At 35.7% G+C, this 22,390-nt stretch carries 18 protein-coding genes; 10 read left to right on the top strand and 8 right to left on the bottom strand.

Features of this window, described 5'->3' with window-relative positions; translation table 11 throughout:
* Positions 1-98 precede the first annotated feature (98 nt).
* From ACIQXF_RS16735 to ACIQXF_RS16720, 4 genes are all read left to right on the top strand, one after another.
* A complete protein-coding gene (locus ACIQXF_RS16735) occupies positions 99-542 on the top strand; it encodes a hypothetical protein (RefSeq protein WP_402784857.1) in 444 nt (147 codons plus the stop codon).
* Positions 543-1,147: 605 nt separating this feature from the next.
* The gene (locus ACIQXF_RS16730; protein WP_402784854.1) at positions 1,148-1,852 is read left to right on the top strand and encodes a sensor histidine kinase; all 705 of its coding nucleotides are present in this window, start codon (positions 1,148-1,150) and stop codon (positions 1,850-1,852) included.
* The gene (locus ACIQXF_RS16725; RefSeq protein ID WP_402784852.1) at positions 1,837-2,343 is read left to right on the top strand and encodes an ATP-binding protein; all 507 of its coding nucleotides are present in this window, start codon (positions 1,837-1,839) and stop codon (positions 2,341-2,343) included. The genes ACIQXF_RS16730 and ACIQXF_RS16725 overlap by 16 nt, the downstream gene beginning before the upstream one ends.
* A 3-nt stretch (positions 2,344-2,346) precedes the next feature.
* Positions 2,347-3,162, top strand: coding sequence for a histidine kinase (locus tag ACIQXF_RS16720; RefSeq protein WP_402784934.1), 816 nt, complete (start codon positions 2,347-2,349; stop codon positions 3,160-3,162).
* A 296-nt stretch (positions 3,163-3,458) separates the two neighbouring features.
* On the opposite strand, the gene ACIQXF_RS16715 is transcribed toward ACIQXF_RS16720, so the two are convergent.
* The 4 genes from ACIQXF_RS16715 to ACIQXF_RS16700 all read right to left on the bottom strand — a co-directional run bounded on the left by ACIQXF_RS16715 (position 3,459) and on the right by ACIQXF_RS16700 (position 11,208).
* The gene (locus tag ACIQXF_RS16715; RefSeq protein WP_402784849.1) at positions 3,459-4,571 is read right to left on the bottom strand and encodes an RNA-guided endonuclease TnpB family protein; all 1,113 of its coding nucleotides are present in this window, start codon (positions 4,569-4,571) and stop codon (positions 3,459-3,461) included.
* Positions 4,572-4,582: 11 nt separating this feature from the next.
* The gene (gene tnpA, locus ACIQXF_RS16710) at positions 4,583-4,981 is read right to left on the bottom strand and encodes an IS200/IS605 family transposase (protein WP_402784846.1); all 399 of its coding nucleotides are present in this window, start codon (positions 4,979-4,981) and stop codon (positions 4,583-4,585) included.
* A gap of 180 nt (positions 4,982-5,161) precedes the next feature.
* Positions 5,162-5,575, bottom strand: a complete 414-nt coding sequence (gene mntA, locus ACIQXF_RS16705; RefSeq protein WP_402784932.1) for a type VII toxin-antitoxin system MntA family adenylyltransferase antitoxin — start codon at positions 5,573-5,575, stop codon at positions 5,162-5,164.
* Positions 5,576-5,772: 197 nt separating this feature from the next.
* Entirely contained in the window at positions 5,773-11,208 is a 5,436-nt protein-coding gene (locus tag ACIQXF_RS16700; RefSeq protein ID WP_402784843.1) for a DUF8202 domain-containing protein, read from the bottom strand.
* A 918-nt stretch (positions 11,209-12,126) separates the two neighbouring features.
* Here ACIQXF_RS16700 and ACIQXF_RS16695 point away from each other — a divergent pair.
* The 4 genes from ACIQXF_RS16695 (at position 12,127) to ACIQXF_RS16680 (ending at position 16,181) form a co-directional block, all read left to right on the top strand.
* Entirely contained in the window at positions 12,127-13,434 is a 1,308-nt protein-coding gene (locus ACIQXF_RS16695; protein WP_402784840.1) for a hypothetical protein, read from the top strand.
* 398 nt (positions 13,435-13,832) lie between these two features.
* A complete protein-coding gene (locus ACIQXF_RS16690; protein WP_402784837.1) occupies positions 13,833-14,093 on the top strand; it encodes a FeoA family protein in 261 nt (86 codons plus the stop codon).
* On the top strand, positions 14,090-14,815 hold the full coding sequence (locus ACIQXF_RS16685; RefSeq protein WP_402784834.1) for a FeoB small GTPase domain-containing protein: 726 nt from the start codon (positions 14,090-14,092) through the stop codon (positions 14,813-14,815). Before ACIQXF_RS16690 ends, ACIQXF_RS16685 begins: the two co-directional genes overlap by 4 nt.
* Positions 14,787-16,181, top strand: a complete 1,395-nt coding sequence (locus ACIQXF_RS16680; protein ID WP_402784831.1) for a nucleoside recognition domain-containing protein — start codon at positions 14,787-14,789, stop codon at positions 16,179-16,181. Before ACIQXF_RS16685 ends, ACIQXF_RS16680 begins: the two co-directional genes overlap by 29 nt.
* Positions 16,182-16,398: 217 nt before the next feature.
* On the opposite strand, the gene ACIQXF_RS16675 is transcribed toward ACIQXF_RS16680, so the two are convergent.
* From ACIQXF_RS16675 to ACIQXF_RS16665, 3 genes are read right to left on the bottom strand one after another with little or no spacing between them, the layout of a single operon-like run.
* Entirely contained in the window at positions 16,399-16,542 is a 144-nt protein-coding gene (locus ACIQXF_RS16675; RefSeq protein ID WP_402784828.1) for a hypothetical protein, read from the bottom strand.
* A 16-nt stretch (positions 16,543-16,558) separates the two neighbouring features.
* On the bottom strand, positions 16,559-18,559 hold the full coding sequence (locus ACIQXF_RS16670; RefSeq protein ID WP_402784825.1) for an FtsX-like permease family protein: 2,001 nt from the start codon (positions 18,557-18,559) through the stop codon (positions 16,559-16,561).
* Positions 18,546-19,313: an ABC transporter ATP-binding protein gene (locus tag ACIQXF_RS16665; RefSeq protein ID WP_402784822.1), complete on the bottom strand. Its 768-nt coding sequence runs from the start codon at positions 19,311-19,313 to the stop codon at positions 18,546-18,548. The genes ACIQXF_RS16670 and ACIQXF_RS16665 overlap by 14 nt, the downstream gene beginning before the upstream one ends.
* 225 nt (positions 19,314-19,538) lie before the next feature.
* Here ACIQXF_RS16665 and ACIQXF_RS16660 point away from each other — a divergent pair, with 225 nt between their 5' ends.
* Complete coding sequence (locus ACIQXF_RS16660) at positions 19,539-20,201, top strand: response regulator transcription factor (RefSeq protein ID WP_402784930.1); 663 nt, start codon at positions 19,539-19,541, stop codon at positions 20,199-20,201.
* Positions 20,198-21,205 carry a sensor histidine kinase gene (locus tag ACIQXF_RS16655; protein ID WP_402784819.1) on the top strand — a complete coding sequence of 336 codons (1,008 nt, stop codon included), beginning with the start codon at positions 20,198-20,200 and terminating at the stop codon, positions 21,203-21,205. Before ACIQXF_RS16660 ends, ACIQXF_RS16655 begins: the two co-directional genes overlap by 4 nt.
* Positions 21,206-21,830: 625 nt before the next feature.
* Here the strand turns inward: ACIQXF_RS16655 and ACIQXF_RS16650 are convergent.
* Positions 21,831-22,274 carry a hypothetical protein gene (locus ACIQXF_RS16650; protein ID WP_402784816.1) on the bottom strand — a complete coding sequence of 148 codons (444 nt, stop codon included), beginning with the start codon at positions 22,272-22,274 and terminating at the stop codon, positions 21,831-21,833.
* Positions 22,275-22,390: the final 116 nt, after the last annotated feature.

The following is a 22,390-nucleotide window of genomic DNA, read 5'->3' as shown; positions in this document are numbered from 1 at the left end:
ACTAGTCATACTATTAATATCGTTCTATTTTTTAAACCTTTGATAAAAAACCGTTACTTTTGAAGGAGTTTTGATGAATTTGTCGAAAACTATCCTCTATGATAAAAAAGAAAATTCTCTCCAAAAATTTAAAGATTTTTCTGATTGCTAGTTTATTCTTTTGCTTGCTTACTTTACTTCGGTTTACCTGGATCGATTTGATAAATGTGCCAGAAGGAGTTCCTGCAAAACAAGGTACTATTGATTTAAGAGCTATAAATACAAGCAATGATTTTAAAATTAAACTACAAGGGGAATGGGAGTTGTATCCTAATACCCTACTCATTTCAGAAAACCTATCTTCACAAAATGGGCACAGAACCTTTTCCAGTCAACTGGAATCCTGGAATAAATATATTAAGAAACAAGGTGATGTTCATTTCGGTTCTTATCGTTTAACCATTTTGAAATATCATGAAAAGCCACAGCTATATGCATTACAATACCTGAAGGACTGTCTCCGTATGAGCTATATATTGATGGGCAGCTTATCGGCGGTCTAGGAAACATTGCATTAGATAATGAACAAACTGCCCCTATAGGTAGACCTATCACCCATTATTTCACGCTAGAATCTAGTAAAAGTGAGATTATCATACAAGGCGTTCAAACAAATCGTTATATAGAGGGTGGCTTTACAAAAGAAATTATACTTGGTGATTTGCATTCAATGGAGCAATCGAAATTCTTTTCCATCGCAACGCAAATTGCCGTTTGTCTGGTCTTTATGTTTTATCTACTTTTCACAGTTTTACTTTTTGGTATAGGCATTCGAAGTAAGTCACTTTTTTATTTTGCAATGAATATTATTTTTACTTGTATGACTGTTTTAGTTTCAAGTAATAAAATTCTATATATTTACTTACCTATTAATTGGATTTGGGCAAACAAAATATATTTTTTTTCGTATATAAGCACCATGTTTTTTTCGTTTTATTTCTACGAGAATTGGTGAAGGAATATTCAAAACCCAAAATTTTAAACGTTGTTCCAATGCTATGTATAGCTTATTTAATATTTATAGTACTAGCTCCTATCGAGTATATTTTTAGTACTAAAATTATTCACAATACTTTTTATTGTTTCTCCTATCATTATAACCATCTTCATGCTGATAATAGTAATTAAAGGGCAAAAGGGCGTTGTATTTTTATTATTAACAGGCACTGCTGTAGCAACTAATTCGTTATTCTTTTCCTTACGACAAAGTTCTACATTACCTTATAGCCATTACCCATTTGACTTACTAATAGGGATCACGGCTCTATCAGCTTACTGGTTTACTCAATATTTCCAAACGACGTTGCAAACTGAAAGGCTCTCGGTGAAGCTGCAAAAAGAGATTCATACTAAGGACGATTTTCTTGCGAATACCTCTCATGAGCTTCGCAATCCACTGCATGGCATGATGAGTATTGCACAAACACTCTTGGTCAAGCAGGATCAACATCTTGAAGAGAAGAATAATGACGATTTAAAGCTGCTTCTGACAATCGGGAATCATATGTCATACATGCTGGATGATTTGCTTGATTTAGTACAGCTAAAAGAAAAAACACTTCGCTTACAGCCAAAGCCCATTAATGTCTATAATCTGGCAAGTGGTGTAAAAAACATGTTTCTTTTTATGCTAAAAGGAAAGCCTGTAGAGCTAATCATAAACATTTCTAAAGATTTACCTCCTGTCTTAGCAGACGAAACTCGGCTTATTCAAATCTTTACAAACTTAATTCATAATGCTATTAAATTTACTGAAAAAGGGTCCATTACAATAGACGCCGAAATGGTTGAAAAAAAATGTATATCTCGGTAACAGATACAGGTATAGGCATTGATAAATATATGCAAGAAAAAATATTTGAGCCCTATGAGCAAATTGATTCGAGCATGACGTCAATGGGTGGTGGACTAGGACTAGGTTTAAGTATTTGCCAGGAACTCGTTACCTTACATGGAGGCATAATGTCGCTGTCATCTACTGTTGGCAAAGGCTCGACATTTACTTTCTCGCTACCGATAGCTAAAGATCTCGCGGTAAATGAAACCAAGTTAAACGTTGAGAATGACGCTTCTCTTTCAAAGTACGCTTCATTACTAAGCAATCTTTCCAAATTTGAAGGTGAAATTACTGCTACCGAAAAGGGTTCCCTCGTGACTAGTCATTCGCGGTTACTAATTGTTGATGATGACGCTGTGAACTTGCAGGTACTTACCAATGTACTATCTACTGAGCCTTACGACATTGAAACGGCATTAAGTGGAGCGGAGGCTTTAGAAAAACTACAGGAAGGCAACTTTGATTAAGTCATTTCTGACATTATGATGCCGCATATGTCAGGCTATGAATTAGCGAAACGGATTCGAGAGCAATTCTCTATTTCCGAGCTACCAATACTATTCTTAACGGCTCGACAGCAAAGAGAGGATATACAAATTGCCTTCTTAAGCGGGGCTAATGACTATGTTAAAAAGCCAATGGAATATGTGGAGCTTAAATCTAGGGTCAATGCGCTCGTTCGTGTAAAGCAATCTAGTGAGGAACGTCTGCGCATCGAGGCAGCATGGCTACAAGCACAAATTCAGCCTCACTTTTTCTTTAATACACTTAGCTCGATTATATCTCTGCATGGTGTAGATGATACACAAATGGAGGAGTTACTGCTAGCCTTTAGTAACTATCTACAAATGAGCTTCGATTTCCAAAATGCCGATTTAGTCGTACCAATCGACTATGAATTAAAGCTCGTTCGCTCCTACATAGCCATCGAGCAAATACGCTTTGGTGATAGAGTTCAAGTAATATGGGACATTCCTGAAAATATAGAGTTATCCATCCCGCCACTGTCCATACAGACACTTGACGAAAACGCTGTCCAACATGGCATTTTACCTCAACGCGGAGGCGGAACCGTGACAATTCGCATTGTAGAGACTGAGCAACACTTTAACATAACCATTTCCGATAATGGCGTTGGCTTTGATAACACTGATCCAAAAGAAAAAACAAGCGTGGGTCTCGTCAATACCGAACAGCGTCTCAACCAACTATTTGGCGTGGAATTAACCATAGAAAGTGTGGTTGGACAAGGCACGACCATTTCATTCCCGATTCCTAAAAAATAAGGTTAAGGCGATTTTCGAGGGCTATCCGTCGTTTTGAGGATTCTATCCGTCAGTTCGGCGATTCTATCGGTTTTTACAAACTAAAAACAACAGGCATAAATCTCTATAGCCAGTTGTCTCTTCGTTATATAAGCAATATTGCTGCTGTATAGGCCGTGAACTACCCACCACTTAGTAGCTCTTATGAGCTTACTTGAAGTGGGGGCTTCTCGGTTAGTCATTACTTTTGATAGCTAACGAATTAGTCCTAAGACAGCCGAGCTAACTCCCTTGTTCCAAAGGTTTTTTACTGTCATTTATACCAACGCTAATAAGCGTATTGCTTCATTTTTGATATTAATAGCTGAGTTATAATCTCTATCGAGATGTACACCGCATATACAAGAATATACACGTTCAGACAATGATATATCTTTCACCCTTCCACAACTGCTACATGTTTTTGTAGAAGGAAACCATTTGTCTATTTTCATAAGCTGTTTGCCTTGCTCTTGTAGTTTATAAGCTAAAAAAGAAATGAACATGCCCCAACCATTGTCAGCGACACTCTTTCCAAAGTTTAGTGCTTGGGACATCCCTTTCATGTTTAGGTCTTCAATAGCTACTACATCGAAATTGGCAACTAACTCTTTAGACTTATGATGAAGGAAGTTCTTACGTTGATTCGCTATTTTCTCATGTAACTTAGCTACACGAATACGTTGTTTGTTCCAACGTTCTGAGCCTTTAGTACGTCTTGATAATATTCGTTGTTCCTTTGCTAATTGGTCTAACATTTTACGATAGAACTTAGGATAATTGGCTTTCTCATCCTCTGAACTAACATATAATCCATCCATTGCAAAGTCTAATCCAACAACTGTTTCTACTTCTTTTTGCACAATTTCTTTTTCGTATTCAGTCAAGATGGACACATAGTATTTACCAGTAGGTGTCATGGAGATCGTACATGATTTTATAATATGGTTTTGTGGTATTTCTCTATGTTGTTTGATACGTACCATTTTCAGTTTTGGTAATTTGATATGACCATTTAGCAATGTAATATTTCCGTTTACGACATTCGTTGTATAAGAATTTCTATCTTTTTTACTTTTGAATGTTGGGAAATCATTTTGACCACTAAAGAATTTTTTATAGGCAGTTTGCAAGTTTAGTTGAGCATTTGCCAAAGCTAATGAATCAACTTCTTTTAACCATTCAAACTCTGCTTTGTACTTTGCTGGCGTTGGAAACTTTTGTTTATTTAACTGTTCCTTATCACCTTTATATTTCTCATACACTTCTTTACGTTCAGCCAACATTTTGTTATACACGAAGCGTACACACCCGAAGGTTTTATGCATCAGATATGCTTGTTCTTCTGTTGGATACAAACGAAATTTATATGCTTTATTATGCTTTGTCATATCATTTCACCTCACTTTTCACCTTGATTTTCAATATATTCCTTTACTACCTCGATTGGTGAGCCACCAGTAGTTAGTAAACAAAAACTTCTTGACCAAAACATCTCTTTCCAAAGTTTAGTTTTTACTTGTGGAAAGTCTTTTTTTATCAGTCGAGAACTTGCACTCTTGAAAGCATTAATGAATTTTGTCAATTCAGTATTAGGATGTGCCTTGAACAAGATATGTACATGGTCAACATCATGATTCCACTCTATCAATGTTATATTGTAATTCTCAGATAATCGTACAAACATGTCTTTTGCATAGTCTGACATATCATCATCAAACACATTTCTTCTGTACTTAACAACCAATACAAGATGATAACACAATAAGAATACTGAATGATTATTACTATCTAATTTCATTGATATACCAACCTTTATACTTTATAAGACTGATTATATCATGGGCGAAATAAAAAGCACAAATAAGTGCTTTTTTGGCTACGCTAAACTGAAATTCATCTCCCACCTACCGTTGGGCTATCACCCTGCACACGCTTGAGGAAGGAGAATTCTTTCAGGAAATTCGTTAAAACAACGTCATTATTCACCATAGACACTACCTCTTTCTTCAATTGCCTTCAGAGTTTCCGCACGTTGTTCATTTAACGTCACATACATTGATAGGGCCTTCATACGTTCTTTGACAAAGGTGTTTTCATCTTGGAGATCAATGACAATACCGCTTGAGAAAATTTGTGCTGCAAACACCGTATCAACAGTTTTAATATCAACCAAATCAACATCTACATTACAAGACGATGCAATCTCTCCTGCTAATAAAAAACGTTCATAAGCCGGAAGCTGTTTTTCTGCAAAATACGCAATATCTAAATCACTATCTCCCCGTGCCAAACCCTGCGCATATGAACCAAAAACAATAACAAAGGCTGGGTTAACAGCTGATGCTAACTTTTCCACAACTACCTTCTGCCAGTTTTTCTGCAAATCAAACACCCCCACTCTCTTCTTTGAATCATTATAACAAACTCTACCCCTTGTTTGAGGGTTCTATCCGTTAGTTTGATGGATCTTTCCTTCATTTCGGACATTCTAATCCCTCAGTTCGAAGATTCTATCCGCCACTTTGAAGGTTCTATCCATCTCTATTTAAAAAGCAGGCTAAGGATTTCCCTAGCCTGCTTTGCTATTTGTTATTTTAAAAGCTGCTCATTATCATTTTCGTCGATAAAGTACGAATGTGATTTTGCCGCTTCCTCAATTTCCTTGAATGCCCAGTGTGTTGCTTTCACATCTGTGAAACTTGGTGTTGCCACGCCGTTTAATGGACCACGTTCAAACATACGGTTCATCATTACAACGGCTTGCGCGCGAGTTAGGTACGCATTTGGTCCAAAGCTACCGTCCTGAAGACCGTTAATGATGCCTGCCGCGCGATTCGCTTCAATAATCCATTGTGCCCAATGGCCTTTTGTATCCTTAAACGTGATGCCACCTTGCTCTACAGAAAGCTGCTTGTAGTTGGCCACCACGGCCGCCATTTCAGCACGCGTGATATTTTGGCTTGCATGGAAGTTTCCATGTTCATCACCATACATAATGCCTTGTTCTTTGACAAAGGCAATCGCTCCTGCAACACTATGATCTTTTGCCACGTCCTTAAATGGTGCTTTGTTCACTGTTTGTCCTTCTGTATATCCTAAAATACGAGCCATCATTATGGCTACTTGTGCACGTGTTACATTTTTCTCTGGACCAAAAGTGCCGTCTTGGAAGCCTTTAATATACGCTTCGTGTTCTCCGTCAACCGTTGTGTTCTCGAATTGGATAATTGTAAATGTACTAAACTTCTCCACTGTGAAGCGTAGACCAAGCTCACCGTTCGCCATTGTCACGACTTCAGGGAATACCACTTTTTTCTCGCCATCTGAATGTTCAATAAACACCGCTAGTTGCTTTAAGAATTCTTGACGCTCCGCTGCCGCTGATGGCACCTTCACGCCTCTTAATGGTAGTGTCACTTGTACAGGACGACTTGGCATATTTGTTTCAATCGTCATTGGACGAGCTACCACACGTACATCATTGCTTTGAAGTGTCTCACGGACAACCTTTTCCACTCTAGCGCGTTCTTCGATTGCCTTACGCTCACTTTCCTTCTTGACAGGTACTAGGCGGAAGTAGAAGTTATCATTCACGCCGTCCATCGAGCTGAGTGGAATTGCAATCAGTCCATTCTCTGTCGCAATTTCTAATGATAAACCATTGTCACGTAATAATTGTAGAGATTGCTTCGGAATTTCTACCGTTACTTTATCTACTTCATCATTGATATCTGGAATGACAATACGAACAATGTTATTGCCAATTTGTTTCGCTTTTTCTACAGCTTCCCTCGCATTCACTTCTGTTAAAGCTACGAAATCTGTGATTTCACCATTGGCATGCTTTGTGCGCTCAATTTCCACCGTTGTTTTTTCTAGTGGGTTGTTGCCATCAATTTCTAATGCCACTTGGATTTTCGTTGTTGTTGTACCAGTTTCAGTCGTTGTTGGCGGTGTTGGTGTTGGAGCTGGGGTCCACGTACCTCCACCCCCTGAACCATTTGAGCTATCAGCGGCACGATAAACTGTAATCGTATATTGCTTGACTCCTGTACCATCTTGAACTGTAATAACCACGGTATTCGCACCAATTTGGAGTGGGACAAGACCATTTGTCACAACTTGTCCATTCACTGTCATCGTCACAGTGGCACCTGGATTGCTTGGTGTTGCCAAGAATGATAGTTGTGATGTTGCATAACCAACGTTCATTGTATAATTTGTCACTTCTGATGAGAAGCTTGGATTTAATGCACCTGTTGACGGAATCAGTGAGCCTAGACCTGATGTTGGTGCCGTAGGTTTCTTAACAAGTGCATTTTGAGTCGCTGTTAATGTTGCTAATGCCTCATCTACTTCTTCTTGTGTGGCAGCTGGATCCGTTAATACGGCTTGCGCTTTCACTAACTCTTCTTGATATTTATTCCAACTTGCTGGAGTGTAGTTTCCTTCTGTTAGTGTTCCTTCTTCATCTACTTTTTGTTGTAGCTTTGTTTTATCTACTACTGGTGATGTTGGAACTAACGCACCCTGTGCCGCTGTTAATGCTGCTAAGGCTTCATCTACTTCTTCTTGTGTGGCAGCTGGATCCGTTAATACGGCTTGCGCTTTCACTAACTCTTCTTGATATTTATTCCAACTTGCTGGAGTGTAGTTTCCTTCTGTTAGTGTTCCTTCTTCATCTACTTTTTGTTGTAGCTTTGTTTTATCTACTACTGGTGATGTTGGAACTAACGCACCCTGTGCCGCTGTTAATGCTGCTAAGGCTTCATCTACTTCTTCTTGTGTGGCAGCTGGATCCGTTAATACGGCTTGCGCTTTCACTAACTCTTCTTGATATTTACTCCAACTTGCTGGGGTGTAATTTCCTTCTGTTAATGTTCCTTCTTCATCTACTTTTTGTTGTAGCTTTGTTTTGTCTACTACTGGTGATGTTGGAACTAATGAACCCTGTGCTGCTGTTAATGCTGCTAAGGCTGTATCTACTTCTTCTTGTGTAGCCATTGGACTCGTTAATACGGCTTGCGCTTTCACTAACTCTTCTTGATATTTACTCCAACTTGCTGGGGTGTAGTTTTCTTCTGTTAATGTTCCTTCTTCATCTACCTTTTGTTGTAGTTTTGTTTTATCTACTACTGGTGATGTCGGATTTAACGAACCCTGTGCCGCTGTTAATGCTGCTAAGGCTGTATCTACTTCTTCTTGTGTAGCCGTTGGACTCGTTAATACAGCTTGCGCTTTCACTAACTCTTCTTGATATTTACTCCAACTTGCTGGGGTGTAATTTCCTTCTGTTAATGTTCCTTCTTCATCTACTTTTTGTTGTAGTTTTGTTTTATCAACAAGTGTTATATCTTTATCGAATGCATTCACTGGAACCTTATTCGTACCCGTTAAGTTGCCTTGTCCGTTATACTCGACTTTTACGGATTTACCAGTAATGTCTATTCCTGATGGTAACGTAATCAGTAATTTTGTAGAATCTGCTGGGTCAACTTTAAAATCTGCATCAGTAAGTGTTACAGGTATACCCTCAACTGTAACAGTAAATCCAGCTGTTTTTGATGCTGTTAACTCAACAGCTTTGTCAAAGGTAACAACAATTTGATTTTGATTTGTTGTGATTTCTTCTACTTTTACACTTTGTGGTACAGGTACATCCGCTGCAAACGTGAAGAATTGTCCATTTGTTAACGATACTTTTGCCACATAATACGTATCACCTGCAAATGTGGCCTCTGCCATTGTATATGGTGTAGCATTAGTTAAGTCAGTATCGCTATCCCCAACTAATAAAGTTGGATTAATTGGAACTGTATTTTTAGGAATTGCAATATTTACTTCGCCAACGTCACCCGTATTTTGCACTTTCCAAATGCGTTCACTATGGTTCTTATCTGTAGTGCCAATTTGCTTCGTAAATTTTAACGTTGCGTTATTGTCGCCCCAGACTAAGTATTGCCTATCTGTTAGTGTACCGTTATTCGCTGCATTCGTATCGACCAGTGTGTCTAGTCCAATCACTACCTGTGTTTCTGCATTGATACTATGACTTTGCTTTTGATATAAGCCTTCTGCATCATCACGAGCAATACCTGCTATATTGTTTTTATAAGTAGTATCTATCGTCCATACTGTGCTGTTGTTAGTGTCCACGTAATTGCTCGCACCATTATTCAGTGTAATACCATACTTCAATGCTAAATAACTATCTACCTTGCTTCGTTCAGTAGCATCTGCTTTTCCATTTAAAGTAATAATTTCAGCAATATTACCGTTAATGTTAGCTACACCAGTATCTCCCGTAAAGTTGTTCCTCTTACCAATTTGCGGAGTCCCAGTAAAGGTTGGATTATTACCCACTGTTCCGCCGATACTGCCGCCATCCTTTTCATAGACACTTTGCGCAGCATTCCATAAATTATAGACATTGTCTACTGGAGAAGGAACTAAATTATATGGTGATGCCCCTGCATACAACTTATTTTCATCGCTCTTGTTCCAGAAAAAGTACATTGCATTATCCCCTGGTACTTTTCTTTCAATGCTTGAAATAATTGTGCCTTTCGTGTTCTGCGCAGTTGGACCATTTTTATTCCCGTTCCACATTGCAACAGTAAATGCCTCTGCCATTTTGATGCTTGTTTTACCCTCAAAATAGCTGTAACCATCAAATGTTACAGAAGGATTAAAGTTAACGCTGGAAGGTGCTATTTTTGGTGTTCCTTGTGCTGTAAATTGATTAGAATTTGTTTCATCTTTCCATGCGGTTACATTTTCATCAGTAGCTGTACTGTCTGCTTTTACCCATAAAGATAGTTTATTTGAATCAATTCCGCCTGGTGTTTTTACTTCAAATGGTTGCAATGCTTGTCTAGCATTATTTAAAGCCGTTAATGCTGCATCAACTTCTGCTTGTTCGGCATTTGGGTTATCGAAAACAGCCAGCGCTGCTTCTAATTCGTTTTGTAATGCTGTCCAGCTGTTTGGCGTGTAGTCTGTTTTTGTTAAATCTTCTACTTCTGTGATTTTATTGCTAAGTGCTGTTTTATCAACAAGTATTAAATCTTTAGTAGCAGTGATGATTTCAATGGCCCCTGAATTATACTCGACAATAACCCCCGGATCTTTATACGAACTAGAGCCACCATGTGTATTCTCAACGCCTAAATAACCTATTTTGTTATTAATTTCGTCTAATAGAAGTGTAAGATGTGAATAGCCTCCATTAGACACATAGTTGCTTGTCGACTCAAGACCTGTTAGCTCGCCGTTTGATATATACTTTGTATTGGTACCTTTAGGACTGTCCCAATTTTGTGCTGTTGTTTTAGTCGCTCCTATAAAGCTAATAAAATTCCAGTTGTCTTTATACGGGCTTGTAGCAAATTCTTTAAACAATTTGGTGATATCTAACATTTCCGCAGGTTTATCTTTCGCAGGCTCTACGAGATGACCGTTATTACTCGTTGCAATCTCTACAGCATCTTTAAAAGTCATTGTAGTCAATCTTTCCACATATACGAAATGACGTCCATTGTAGGTACGTATAGATGTTTTTCCATTTTCCAATGGTGCGCCTGGCACTACAGTTACTGTAACATGTTGAGTCACTCCTAAATCACTTGTAAATACCATATTTTGAATCACATTTTGAATGTTTTCATAAGTGGTTCCACTTGAAAAATTAAATACTCTATTGGTTTCTGTAGATTCATCTGTAACTACACCACTAATTGTTATGCCGTTAGTCAACTCAGTAATACCGCTCGGAAGAGATCCAACAGCTGTTACTCCATTATTTACGGATACGGTAAAGTAACCGCCCACTTCATTAACGACACCTGATTTATCAAATTCAGCATCTGATAGTTGATAGACTTTTTCAGATAATTTAACAGGGGTACCAAGATTAAGTGTTGGCGCATCCGCTGCTCTTACTTCTAAAGGATGATAGGGTATCATCGTTAATATCAAAACGACTGCCACAAAAAAAGATATCATTCTTTGAAATTTTAATTTCATCTTTGTTCACTCCTTCTAACGAAAGCATATAGAAATTCCATACTCACAGATTTCTTCCCGTTTATAAGGTGATTCCACTTTCTTATTGAGAAATTATCGACTTCTTCTAACTTTAGCGCGTGATCCATTTGACGAAGAAAAACGATTTGCTGGTTCCCTTCAACCTTGTTCTTTTAATTACTTACTCCAAATATGAACATCTTTACATTTTCAAAGCGTCATATTAATCGCCATAAGCTTTACCATTCAAAATAATTTCTTTCTACTTTTAGTTCTAAAGGGTAGCCTGATTATCAGTAGTATGTCTGATCAATCAAGGCAGGCACGCATTCCTTATCTAGTGAAAATGTTTCACCACTTTTGTTACTTCCTTACTTCTAAATCTTTTTAAAAGTTTCATGGGATTTTATATAATTCTTCAACTCATCCTCTCTTCTTGTTAACGTCATCTTTAATTCTTCAACAAGAACTCCAGTCTTTCCGACAGATTCCCTCATACTTAACTATAGAAAATCGACATATACAAAACCTTTACAACAATAATTTGTCAGAGGAGCTTTCATTGCAACTGCAGCAATATTCATAAACGAACTCAATTTAAGCAATAAAAAAACAGGCATGTCGTTGTTCCTTCGCCAACACATTACCTGTTTATATCACTAAATTTCCGCTAGTTTTTTTACACTTTAAGTACATAAGACACACAATCGATAAAAAATCATACACCCTATCTACCTATTCACCCAAAATATACATAAAAAAATCCTAAGCTATGATAAAATTGGTTTATCACCATATCTTGGGATAGATTCTCGTTCAGACAGGTCATTTGGCATTTTCTGCACAAAAATTTCATTTTAAGATATTAATCCCTATGATTCGTCATCAAACTTTTCCAATAGGAGGTTTTCCCATACTATGAAAAACAAAAATAGACTAGCATTACTCGCACTAGTTGCTGTTCCTTCGCTTATTTATAGTGCGCCTACTACATCGGCATCAGCAGCTGATATCACGGGACATGTAAATACTGCTTACATATACAATGTTGCGAACACTTACAACTCGAATGTCGCGAATGTTGTTCAGCTTATTTCAAATATTAATAATACAGCCGCTTCATTCCAAACATCTTTAGAAGCAGCCCTTAAAGCCTACAATGCATTGACGGAAACCGAAAAACAATACGTGACGAATTATGCAACACTGTCAAATCATCAACAGACGAGAATCGCATATCGTAAGCTTGCAGCACAAATTGAAGAGAAATTGGCTTCTGTTGACTCTACTTCTGTTAACTATTATCAAAATGTCTTAGAAACAAGAGATTTGTATAATATATTGAATGCTGCACAAAAAACCTTTGTGAGCGCACAAACGCAAAAAATATTGACGTCTTCTATCTTGCCAAATACTTCTGCCGATAAAGTGGTCAATAAAATCAAATTGTTAAACTCGTCTCGCATTAACTTCCATAAAGATGTAGCTGAGGCTAGAGCCGAGCTTAATGTCTTACGAAAATATTCAAACAACATCTCGTTACCTTTTGGAATCGAGCAGTTGTTACTTGATGCTGAACAGCTTGTTGCAAAAGATAAGGTAGCAGCTAAGGAAGTAGAAAATGCTATTGCAGCTTTATCATCTAAAACGTCCACTGCTCTAGATGTACAGGCAGCTAAAACAGCTTTTGAAGCTTTAACACCTATTCAGCAGCAGCTTGTACCAAATGTTTGGACATTAGTAGACTATGTAAACGGAAAATATAAGCTACCGACTAAAGGAAACGCAACAAAAACACCAATTTTATCGGATACGGCAGCTGTACCTGGTAAAACTACGGCTATGACTAAAAGTGGAAATACCTATAAAGCTAAAATTAATGTTGCTGATTCTGAAAATAACTCAGAACGTTTCGTTTTAACAACAAAATCCAACATGACTGTTATTATTCCACCGCTAAGTACGCTAATTAATGAAGATTCTGGTGTAATGGATATTCAAATTACTCAAAAAGGGAATCGTATCAATTTCCAAGCAACTTTAAATAAAGAACCAGTTATTTTCGAGGCGAATATGGAAATCATTATGGAGAAATTACCATTCAACTCCTCCATCACCCAAATCGGTGAACGCGGTAAGCGAACGCCAGCTGAATACACAGTAAGCGGAAATCGACTTTTTATTCAAACGACTACATCTGGTACATTCCAGATTGTTAGAAATTAACCCTGAGAAGAATCTTAACCCTCTGCAACCTTGTAGAGGGTTTTTATTGTACATTTAACTGCCCACTTCTCTCAATCCTCTGTAATTGCATAAAGTTTCTAAGGGCACCTGTAACGAAATCCTACTTACATTAATACATCATAATACGGACTATTTCATACATTTACATCGACAACTTTACCCTACAAGATTTTTCCCTTCTTACAACATTCTTTGGTCCAAATGACCGAATTTTACACAAAGAACACATTTCCATATTTTATCGCATTTATTAAAAAATTTCTGAAAATTTCTGAAAACCATTGACAATCGTCATAAACAAGGCATATGCTTTAATAAAGTTTCCTCAGAGAAACATTTTAATTATAAGGAAAGATTATTAATGAAAGGAATAAAAAATGCACATAAAAAAAACATTAAAACCACTTTCTGAAAGTTCGTTTGGAGATAGTTTTTTAATAAAAGAGATTAAAATTGAGGGTCCTTTAAGAAGAAGATTACTAGATTTAGGCTTTGTGAAAGGAGCAGAAATCTCTGTTCTTCGTAAAAGTCCTTTAGGAGATCCTGTTGCTTATCGAGTAAGCAATACGACCATTGCATTGCGAAATGATGAAAGCTCTAAAATTTGGGGCGAAATTGTGAGGGGGAATACAAAGTGAGAGTAAATAAAATAGCCTTAGCAGGAAATCCAAACACTGGTAAAAGCACATTATTTAATACATTAACAGGATTAAAGCAGCATACGGGGAACTGGCCGGGAAAAACGGTTGTTCATGCCGAAGGATCTTTTGAGCATAATGGTGAACAATATGTACTCGTGGATTTACCTGGTACCTATTCTCTATTTTCCAATTCAGCAGATGAAGAAGTTGCAAGGGATTATATTATCTTTGACCAACCAGATGCAACCATTGTTGTACTTGACGCAACATCATTGGAAAGAAATTTAAATCTTGCACTGCAAGTATTAGAAATGACTAATAATGTTATTATCTGTATCAATTTAATTGATGAAGCTGAAAAAAAGGGTATCCGAATTGATGAAAAAAAGTTGGCTCGTGAGTTAGGTGTCCCTGTCGTCAAAATTTCAGCAAGAAATAAAAAAGGGATTAATCAATTGCTGGACACATTAAGTCAATTAGTGAACGGGCAGATTATTACGACTCCATATCGTATGACATATTCGAAAGACATTGAGGAAGCCATTACGAAGATAGAACCGAAATTAAAAGGATATTTTAATGATGACTATCCATCGAGATGGGTTGCCCTTCGCTTACTTGACGGTGATGAGGAATTGATCTTAAAACTGCAAAATCATAACAATAATAGACAGCGCGAGGTGATAACAAATGGGGTCCCAGTCAGTGTTAAATCATAGTTTATTAAAGGACATTTTAGCTGAAGTAAAAGAAGTTTCGAATGAGGATATTCGAGATGAAATCGTTAGCGATATTTATACTAAAAGCAAATCTTTATGTAAAAAAGTAGTATCGCAGAACTCTGCAATGTACAGATCCGATAAATTAGATGACATTTTCACGTCCCGCCTGTGGGGATTCCCTATTATGCTTCTCTTGCTTGGGGCTGTCTTTTACATTACTATTGCTGGCGCAAATGTACCATCAGATATGATAGCAAGCTTATTTGGCTATCTAGAAGGTAAGCTAACAATTCTTTTTGAAGCAATACACGCACCAGAATGGCTACATGGTATTTTAGTGCTTGGGCTTTTTAGAGGTACAGGTTGGGTTATTAGTGTTATGTTACCGCCAATGGCTATCTTCTTCCCGATTTTCGCTTTACTAGAGAACTACGGTTATCTACCACGCGTCGCATTTAACATGGACCGCTTATTTAAACGAGCAGGTGGTCACGGGAAGCAATCGTTAACAATGGCGATGGGCTTTGGCTGTAATGCTGCTGCTATTCTATCAACGAGAATTATAGAATCTCCTCGCGAAAGAATGCTAGCTATCTTAACGAACAACTTTGTTCCCTGCAACGGGAGATGGCCAACACTTATTTTATTAGCATCATTATTTATGGTAACTGGTTTTTCAGGTGCAACAGGTACATTTGTAACAGCGGCCATTTTAATGGGATTTGTCCTGTTGGGCGTCATTGTGACATTATCTGTTTCCTGGGTTCTTTCTAAAACAGCTTTAAAGGGTGTCCCTACTCACTACACATTAGAGCTTCCACCATTCCGAAGACCAAAGTTCTGGAATACGATTTTCAGAGCAAGTGTTGATAAAGCATGGAATGTATTAAAAAGAGCCGTGATCGTTGCAGCACCAGCCTCAATTTTAACTTGGGTATTCGCCAATATTTACATTGGCGATACGAGTATCCTCATGCACTTTGTAAACTTTTTAGAACCGTTTGGTCAGGCTCTTGGAATGGATGGCTTTATTATGGCTGCCTTTATTCTTGGGCTACCAGCCAATGAAATTGTTATTCCTATCCTGATTATGGCGTATTTATCGCAAGGAGCTATGTTAGAAATTGAAGATTTATCGAAGCTAAAGCAAGTGTTTATTGACCACGGCTGGACTTGGCTAACAGCTTTAAATATGATGTTGTTCTCTCTGCTACACTTCCCTTGTGGAACAACTTTAGTCAATATTTATAAGGAAACAAAGAGTAAGAAATGGACATTTATGTCGTTTTTAATTCCAACTGTTATTGCTATTGGCGTGACTTGGCTAACAGCGACAATTGCTCGAGCGTTTGGTTGGGTATGATAGAGGGGCTGTATTAAAAATCCCTCTTTTTTCTATGAAGTTTGCGTTTATTAAACATTAGGTATTCAATAAAATAGCGTTTCTCTATCTAATCGGATGTTTTATAAAAAGGAGGACGCCTCAAAGGACTTTTGAGACGTCTTACTATAGTATCCAATATAGACTGGGTACTATATGGTTATATAAATCGTGTGTACTTTATCGTAACATTACATTCTCAGCTTTTTTTCTTTTTACGAATAACTCTAATTAAGACTGTAAAGATAATAATTATCATTATAAAACTTAGATATGGTATCCACCATTTTATAGTTTCAGCAATCCCTTCTGATAATCCTAAACTTCTTAATAATTCAGTCATTTCATCTTCTCCTTCATTATTTAAGTCTCCCGTCTACGATTACTTGTTTTGCACTTTGATAAGTCGCAATAAAATATATTGCATAAAGTAATAGTATAATTCCAAAGCTGACAAACATATTTTGTTTAATTGAGATTTCAAAAAATGGTTCTAATTTCTCCAACACGACTTTAGTAGTAAATATTGATAATATACTAGCCAAAATTAAAGGTGAAATAAAATAAAACCCAATTTGTCTATATAACAACCTGTTAATCATTTTTTTATCTGCACCAATTTTTGATAACGTCATATATCTTTCCTTGTTATCTTGTGTTTCTGTTAGTTGTTGTAATGCTAGTATTGATAAGGTGACAATCATTAATATTATTCCTAGGTAACTGCAAATGAAAGCTACTACACCAAATACTCCGAAATATGTGTCTTGTATCACACTTTTAGTTACATAATATATGCTTCCATCCAAAGATTTCTCAATCCATTTATTATTCATTACTTTATAGACCTTTCCCTCAATTTCTTGCGAGGAAAATATACCATTTAGTAAAAAACTATCTGAATTCATTAAACTGCCCATTTCATCTGGTACAACTATTGTCCCTACATCATTTGCCATTGTCGAATTTGTTAAGTAAATAATATTATCAAATACATTTTTGTCTGCAGGAATTAGTTCATTGTCTCCTATCGAAACTTTCCCCACATTGTTGAGGAAATACTGTATATACTTTATAAAACGTTCATAGCTTGCATTAATAATGTAATTGTTTTCCTCTAATTGAATCTGCCTTTCCCCTAATAATTCCAGTTGTTGATTGTAATCTGTTTCAGTTATAAAAGTAACTTGCGACATAAGTATTTCTTGTTCTAAGTCAGATAGTTCTATTTGCTGCCCTTTAAACAAATCTCCGTATGTTAAACCGGTATTGTATAACATTATTTCAGCGTAATCATTAAGATTTTCTTTAAGTGGAATGCCATCTTGTTCCGCTCTTTCTAGAATACCTATGTTATCGTCATACGGTTGAGCAATTGTAAGATCAAATGGAGTTGCCGAGGTAACTTGTTTATTCATTGAACTCGTAACACTAAATCCTGTTCCTAGTACGACAAGTGAAGCAGTCAGTAATGCGCATAAGATACTCATCACGAGAAAATTTATTTGCATTTTACTACCAAATTGTCGAAATAAAAATGAATTTAACTCTCTAAAATACAATTTCTTATTTTTTTTGACTAAAAGTATCATCACGCCAGAAATTGTATAATAAAACAAAACAATACCTACACCAAGAAGGGATACTATTCCCGTTAGACAATCCTTATCAAGCCCATACTTAAATAACAATAACACTCCAAAAAATATAGAAATAATCGCCAATAAGAAAAGAATACCTGTTACCCATTTGTTATGTACTTTTAATTCTTGATTTTTCCGATTTGCAATTAATAAATCGATAAGTTTAATATTCATAATATTACGTGTGTTAAAGAGCGCCACTATAATGAAAATAATAGAAAAGCTTAATATTGTTTCTTTTATAGCTTCTATAGATAACAATAGTTTATATCCAACAGCATTTCCTACAAACATTTTTAAAGCTAGTATTGAAATTACTTGTGACATTAAAAATCCTAGCCAAAGACCAATAATTAAAGCAAATAAGCCTACTAAAAAGGTCTCACCCACAAAAATGGAGGATATCCGCCATTTGCTCATCCCCAATGTCATATAGACACCCATCTCTTTTTTTCTTCGCTTCATTATAAATTGATTTGCATATATAATAAGGAAAGCAAAAATAATGGCAATAAATTTCGTTAATAGTCCTATATATAAAACTAGCGCATCACCAAAAACCTCCATTGAATAATTTAAATCATTTAAAGCAGGTTGAGATGAAACTGAATTAAAAGCATAGAATAAGCTAACACCTAAAGCAAGAGTCAGAAAATAAATAACATAATCTTTAATACTTCTGCGCACATTTTTATATATCAATTTAAAATTCATCATTGATATTTCCTCCTAGCAGTGCGACAACCTCCATAATCCGATTAAAGAAAGTTCTACGATCATCGTTTCCTCTTATGAGTTCATTAAAAATTTGACCATCCTTTAGAAAAATAATTCTTCTACAAAAACTAGCATTATAAGCATCATGAGTAACCATTAAAGTAGTAGCTTCCTGTTGTTGATTTAAAATTTCTAAATTTTTTAATAACATTTTTGCAGACTTACTATCAAGAGCTCCCGTCGGCTCATCTGCTAATAACAAAGTAGGCCTAGTTACAATTGCTCTAGCTGCTGCAATTCGTTGTTGTTGCCCTCCTGACATTTGATATGGATACTTGTATAATACTTCTTTTATATCTAATGCAGCGGCAATTCTATCGACTTCGGACTCAATTTTACTTACTGGATAATTGATTATAGATAACGCCAAAGACACATTTTCAAATGCAGTTAATGTATCAAGTAAATTATATTCCTGAAAAACAAACCCCAATTTTTCACTTCTGAATTTTGATAATTTATTGCCCTTTAATTTTGTAATATCTTCACCATCTATATATACATGACCTGCTGTTGTAGTATCTATGGTTGAAATACAATTAAGCAAGGTCGACTTGCCACTTCCACTTGGCCCCATGATGGCAATAAAATCACCTTTTTGCACCTCAAATGAAATATTTTTTAATGCATGTGTCACATTTCCTTTATTCCCATATACTTTTTCAATATTTTCAACTCTTAATATTGTATTCACTTATCTCCAACTCCCCCTTTTATGGACTACCTATCCATCACTTACTATTAGATTAACATTAAACAAATTTATGAAATATCGGTCTTTATATCATTTTATTACCGTTTTGTAAGTTTTCTGATATCACACTATAATATCCCCTAATTGGGTAATTTTATAGCATTACATTCAGTTATTGAGTTATCATTAACATGAAGAATGAATTTTTACTGAGGAGAATGTATGATGAAAATATTCATAATCGAAGATGATCCCATTATCAGAAAGGAACTTTTTGATTTCCTATCTAGATATGGATATCAGTGCATAAGCAGTGAAGATTTTACAAGCATCGAAGAAGATGCATTGAAAAGCATGCCTCATTTAATACTTTTAGACCTCAACCTTCCTTTTAAAGACGGTTTCCAAGTATGTCGAGAGATTCGTAAGTCGTCATCAGTTCCCATTATTATAGTGACTAGCCGCGATACTTCCTTCGATGAACTATTAAGTCTTCAAATAGGTGCAGATGACTTTATTACAAAGCCCTATGATTTACAAATTCTTTTGGCCCATATTCAATCTGTTTTAAAAAGAACATATGAAATTTCCAAAAGCATTCTTCTTACGTATAAAGATTTGACTCTGGAAGTTTTAAAAAGCAAGGCAATTTATAACGAAGTAGAAATAGAACTTACGAAGAACGAATTATGTATTCTTCGTCTTCTAATGTTGAATAAAGGTAATGTTGTTTCTAGAGATGAATTAATGAATGAACTTTGGCAGAATGGTGATTTCGTTGATGAAAACACTTTAAATGTTAATATTTCGAGGTTAAGACGCAAATTGGAATCCATTGGTTTGAAAAGGTACTTACTAACTAAGAGAGGACAAGGTTATCAATTATGAATTTAATCGAATTCCTAAAGGAAAAACAGTTATCAATACTATTTCACCTTCTTTCATTGCTTATCATTTCTTGTATTTTCTACTTGTATAATGAAAATGGAAGTTTAGTAATAGTAATTAATTTAATTTCCCTTTTTTTCTTCTTCATACCATTAGGTATTGAATACTATCAATTAAAAAAATATTATGATGAGATAAAAAATATTTCAAAACAAATAAAAGAAAAAACATATATTGCAGATATTGTAGAAGAACCCCCCTTTTTCTCAGGAAAACTATTCTACAACATCCTGAAAGAAGCAACAAAAGACATGAACGATTGTATTTTTTCACTAAAAAATTCTCAACGTGATTATAACGATTATATTGAATTATGGGTGCATGAAATAAAAACACCTATTACTGCTCTAAAGTTAATTTTAAGCAATCATAAAACGACTGAAAATATCCTTATACAAGAAGAAATATTAAAGATTGAAGGTTATGTTGAACAAACTTTATATTATGCAAGAAGTAGTACTTTAAATCAGGATTATAGAATTGAAACATTTACTCTAGAAACCGTTGTTGATTTAGCCATTAAATCACTATCACTAAGTATTATTCGTGCTAATGGTAACATACATAAGGATAACCTTGATTTGAAAGTCACATCTGATTCAAAGTGGATCGTTTTTATCTTAAAACAGTTAATAGATAATGCTATTAAGTATCGACATAGTTCACTAAAAATATCTTTTATTGCAAAGAAGCTCGAGAACGGTACTTTATTGTTAATATCAGACAACGGTATAGGGATAGCAGCAGCTGATATTGAAAGAATTTTCAATCGAGGATTCACAGGAACTAACGGAAGGAACTATGTTAAATCAACCGGAATGGGTTTGTATATTTGTAAAATTTTGTCCCAAAAATTAGGGTTACAAATAGGTGTAGATTCTCAGGAAAACATTGGTACTATATTGAAAATATACTTCCCTGATAAACTGAAAATATTTCAATAAAACAATATAGTATTAACGATGACATATTATATTAAATTAAGAAAAAAATTTTAATAAGTACATCATAATGCTTTTAAATAATTCTTTAAAAATCACTTATCGTCTTAACTCAATAAAGAGTCACACTATTAAACGTAATAGATATAATAAAAAGACCTAATGATAAGATTAGAGGTTCTAAACCCGGATCCAATAACATTATCTTCCTCCTGAAAAACTATATAGTAAAGCTAAAAACTCTCCCATTTTAAAATAAAAACTAGAAATATCATATCCTCAGGACTTTCGCATTCTTTCCTATATATAAATTCTGTAATTCCAAAATATTCCATTATTTAACTATTCTATTAAATCTTTATACGCTGTTTGTATTTCTAGAGATCTTGGTTTATACATTAAGTTAAAATTATTTTCAAATTTTAGTTTAGCAACTGTCTTATTCCTGGCTATGTTAGAAATTGAATATTTATCGAAAAGAGGTGGTTTCTTACTTTCGCTAAATTTTGAGTTGGAAGTCTTTTATCAACTTCACTTTTTGTACAGAAAATCTACTACCCGTTAATGCATGTAAAAACACCAGTCCTATAAAAAGAACTGGTGCTTTTATGAATATCTTACACTCTATTTAAGGCTTTCTTACAATTTTAATATATTTCTGCTGGTCATCTGTATCTAGCACACCTTGGGAAATATTACCGTACTTATCGACTGTAGCAAAGTAAATACGGTCTCCTTCCATAAATACTTTATTCGCATTAGTAGACTTTGTTGTTAATATTGATCTTTGGGAGTTATCCGATGAATTTTCAGGTACTCCAGTGCCTGCAACCGAAATACCGTTTGCAATGCCAGGAACAGCTTGTCCTGCAGCAATTTGGTCAGCATGCTCACCTGCAAAAATAATTTCTTCTGCCGTTAAATCATCAGGAACAACGTTTACTCGAACTGCATAGTAGAACTTCACATCATCTCCTGCGTTTGCAAGCTGGTACATAAACTCAAGCTCTCGATAAGAATGGATATTCCCAACCGATATATTCCCCATTAATGTAGCTGATCTGAATGCCACTCCAGATTTTTGATATACATATTTGGCTCATCACCAAAATCTGGGGATGACAAAATCAATGACCTGTTTCCAAACGTAAACGGAGGAAAAGATGGGCATCATTTCGGTAGCCAAAA

Source organism: Lysinibacillus sp. NPDC097231, from assembly GCF_044761885.1.
Taxonomy (GTDB): domain Bacteria; phylum Bacillota; class Bacilli; order Bacillales_A; family Planococcaceae; genus Lysinibacillus.
Note: the sequence above shows the minus strand (reverse complement) of the source record. Positions and strands in the feature narration are given on the sequence as shown.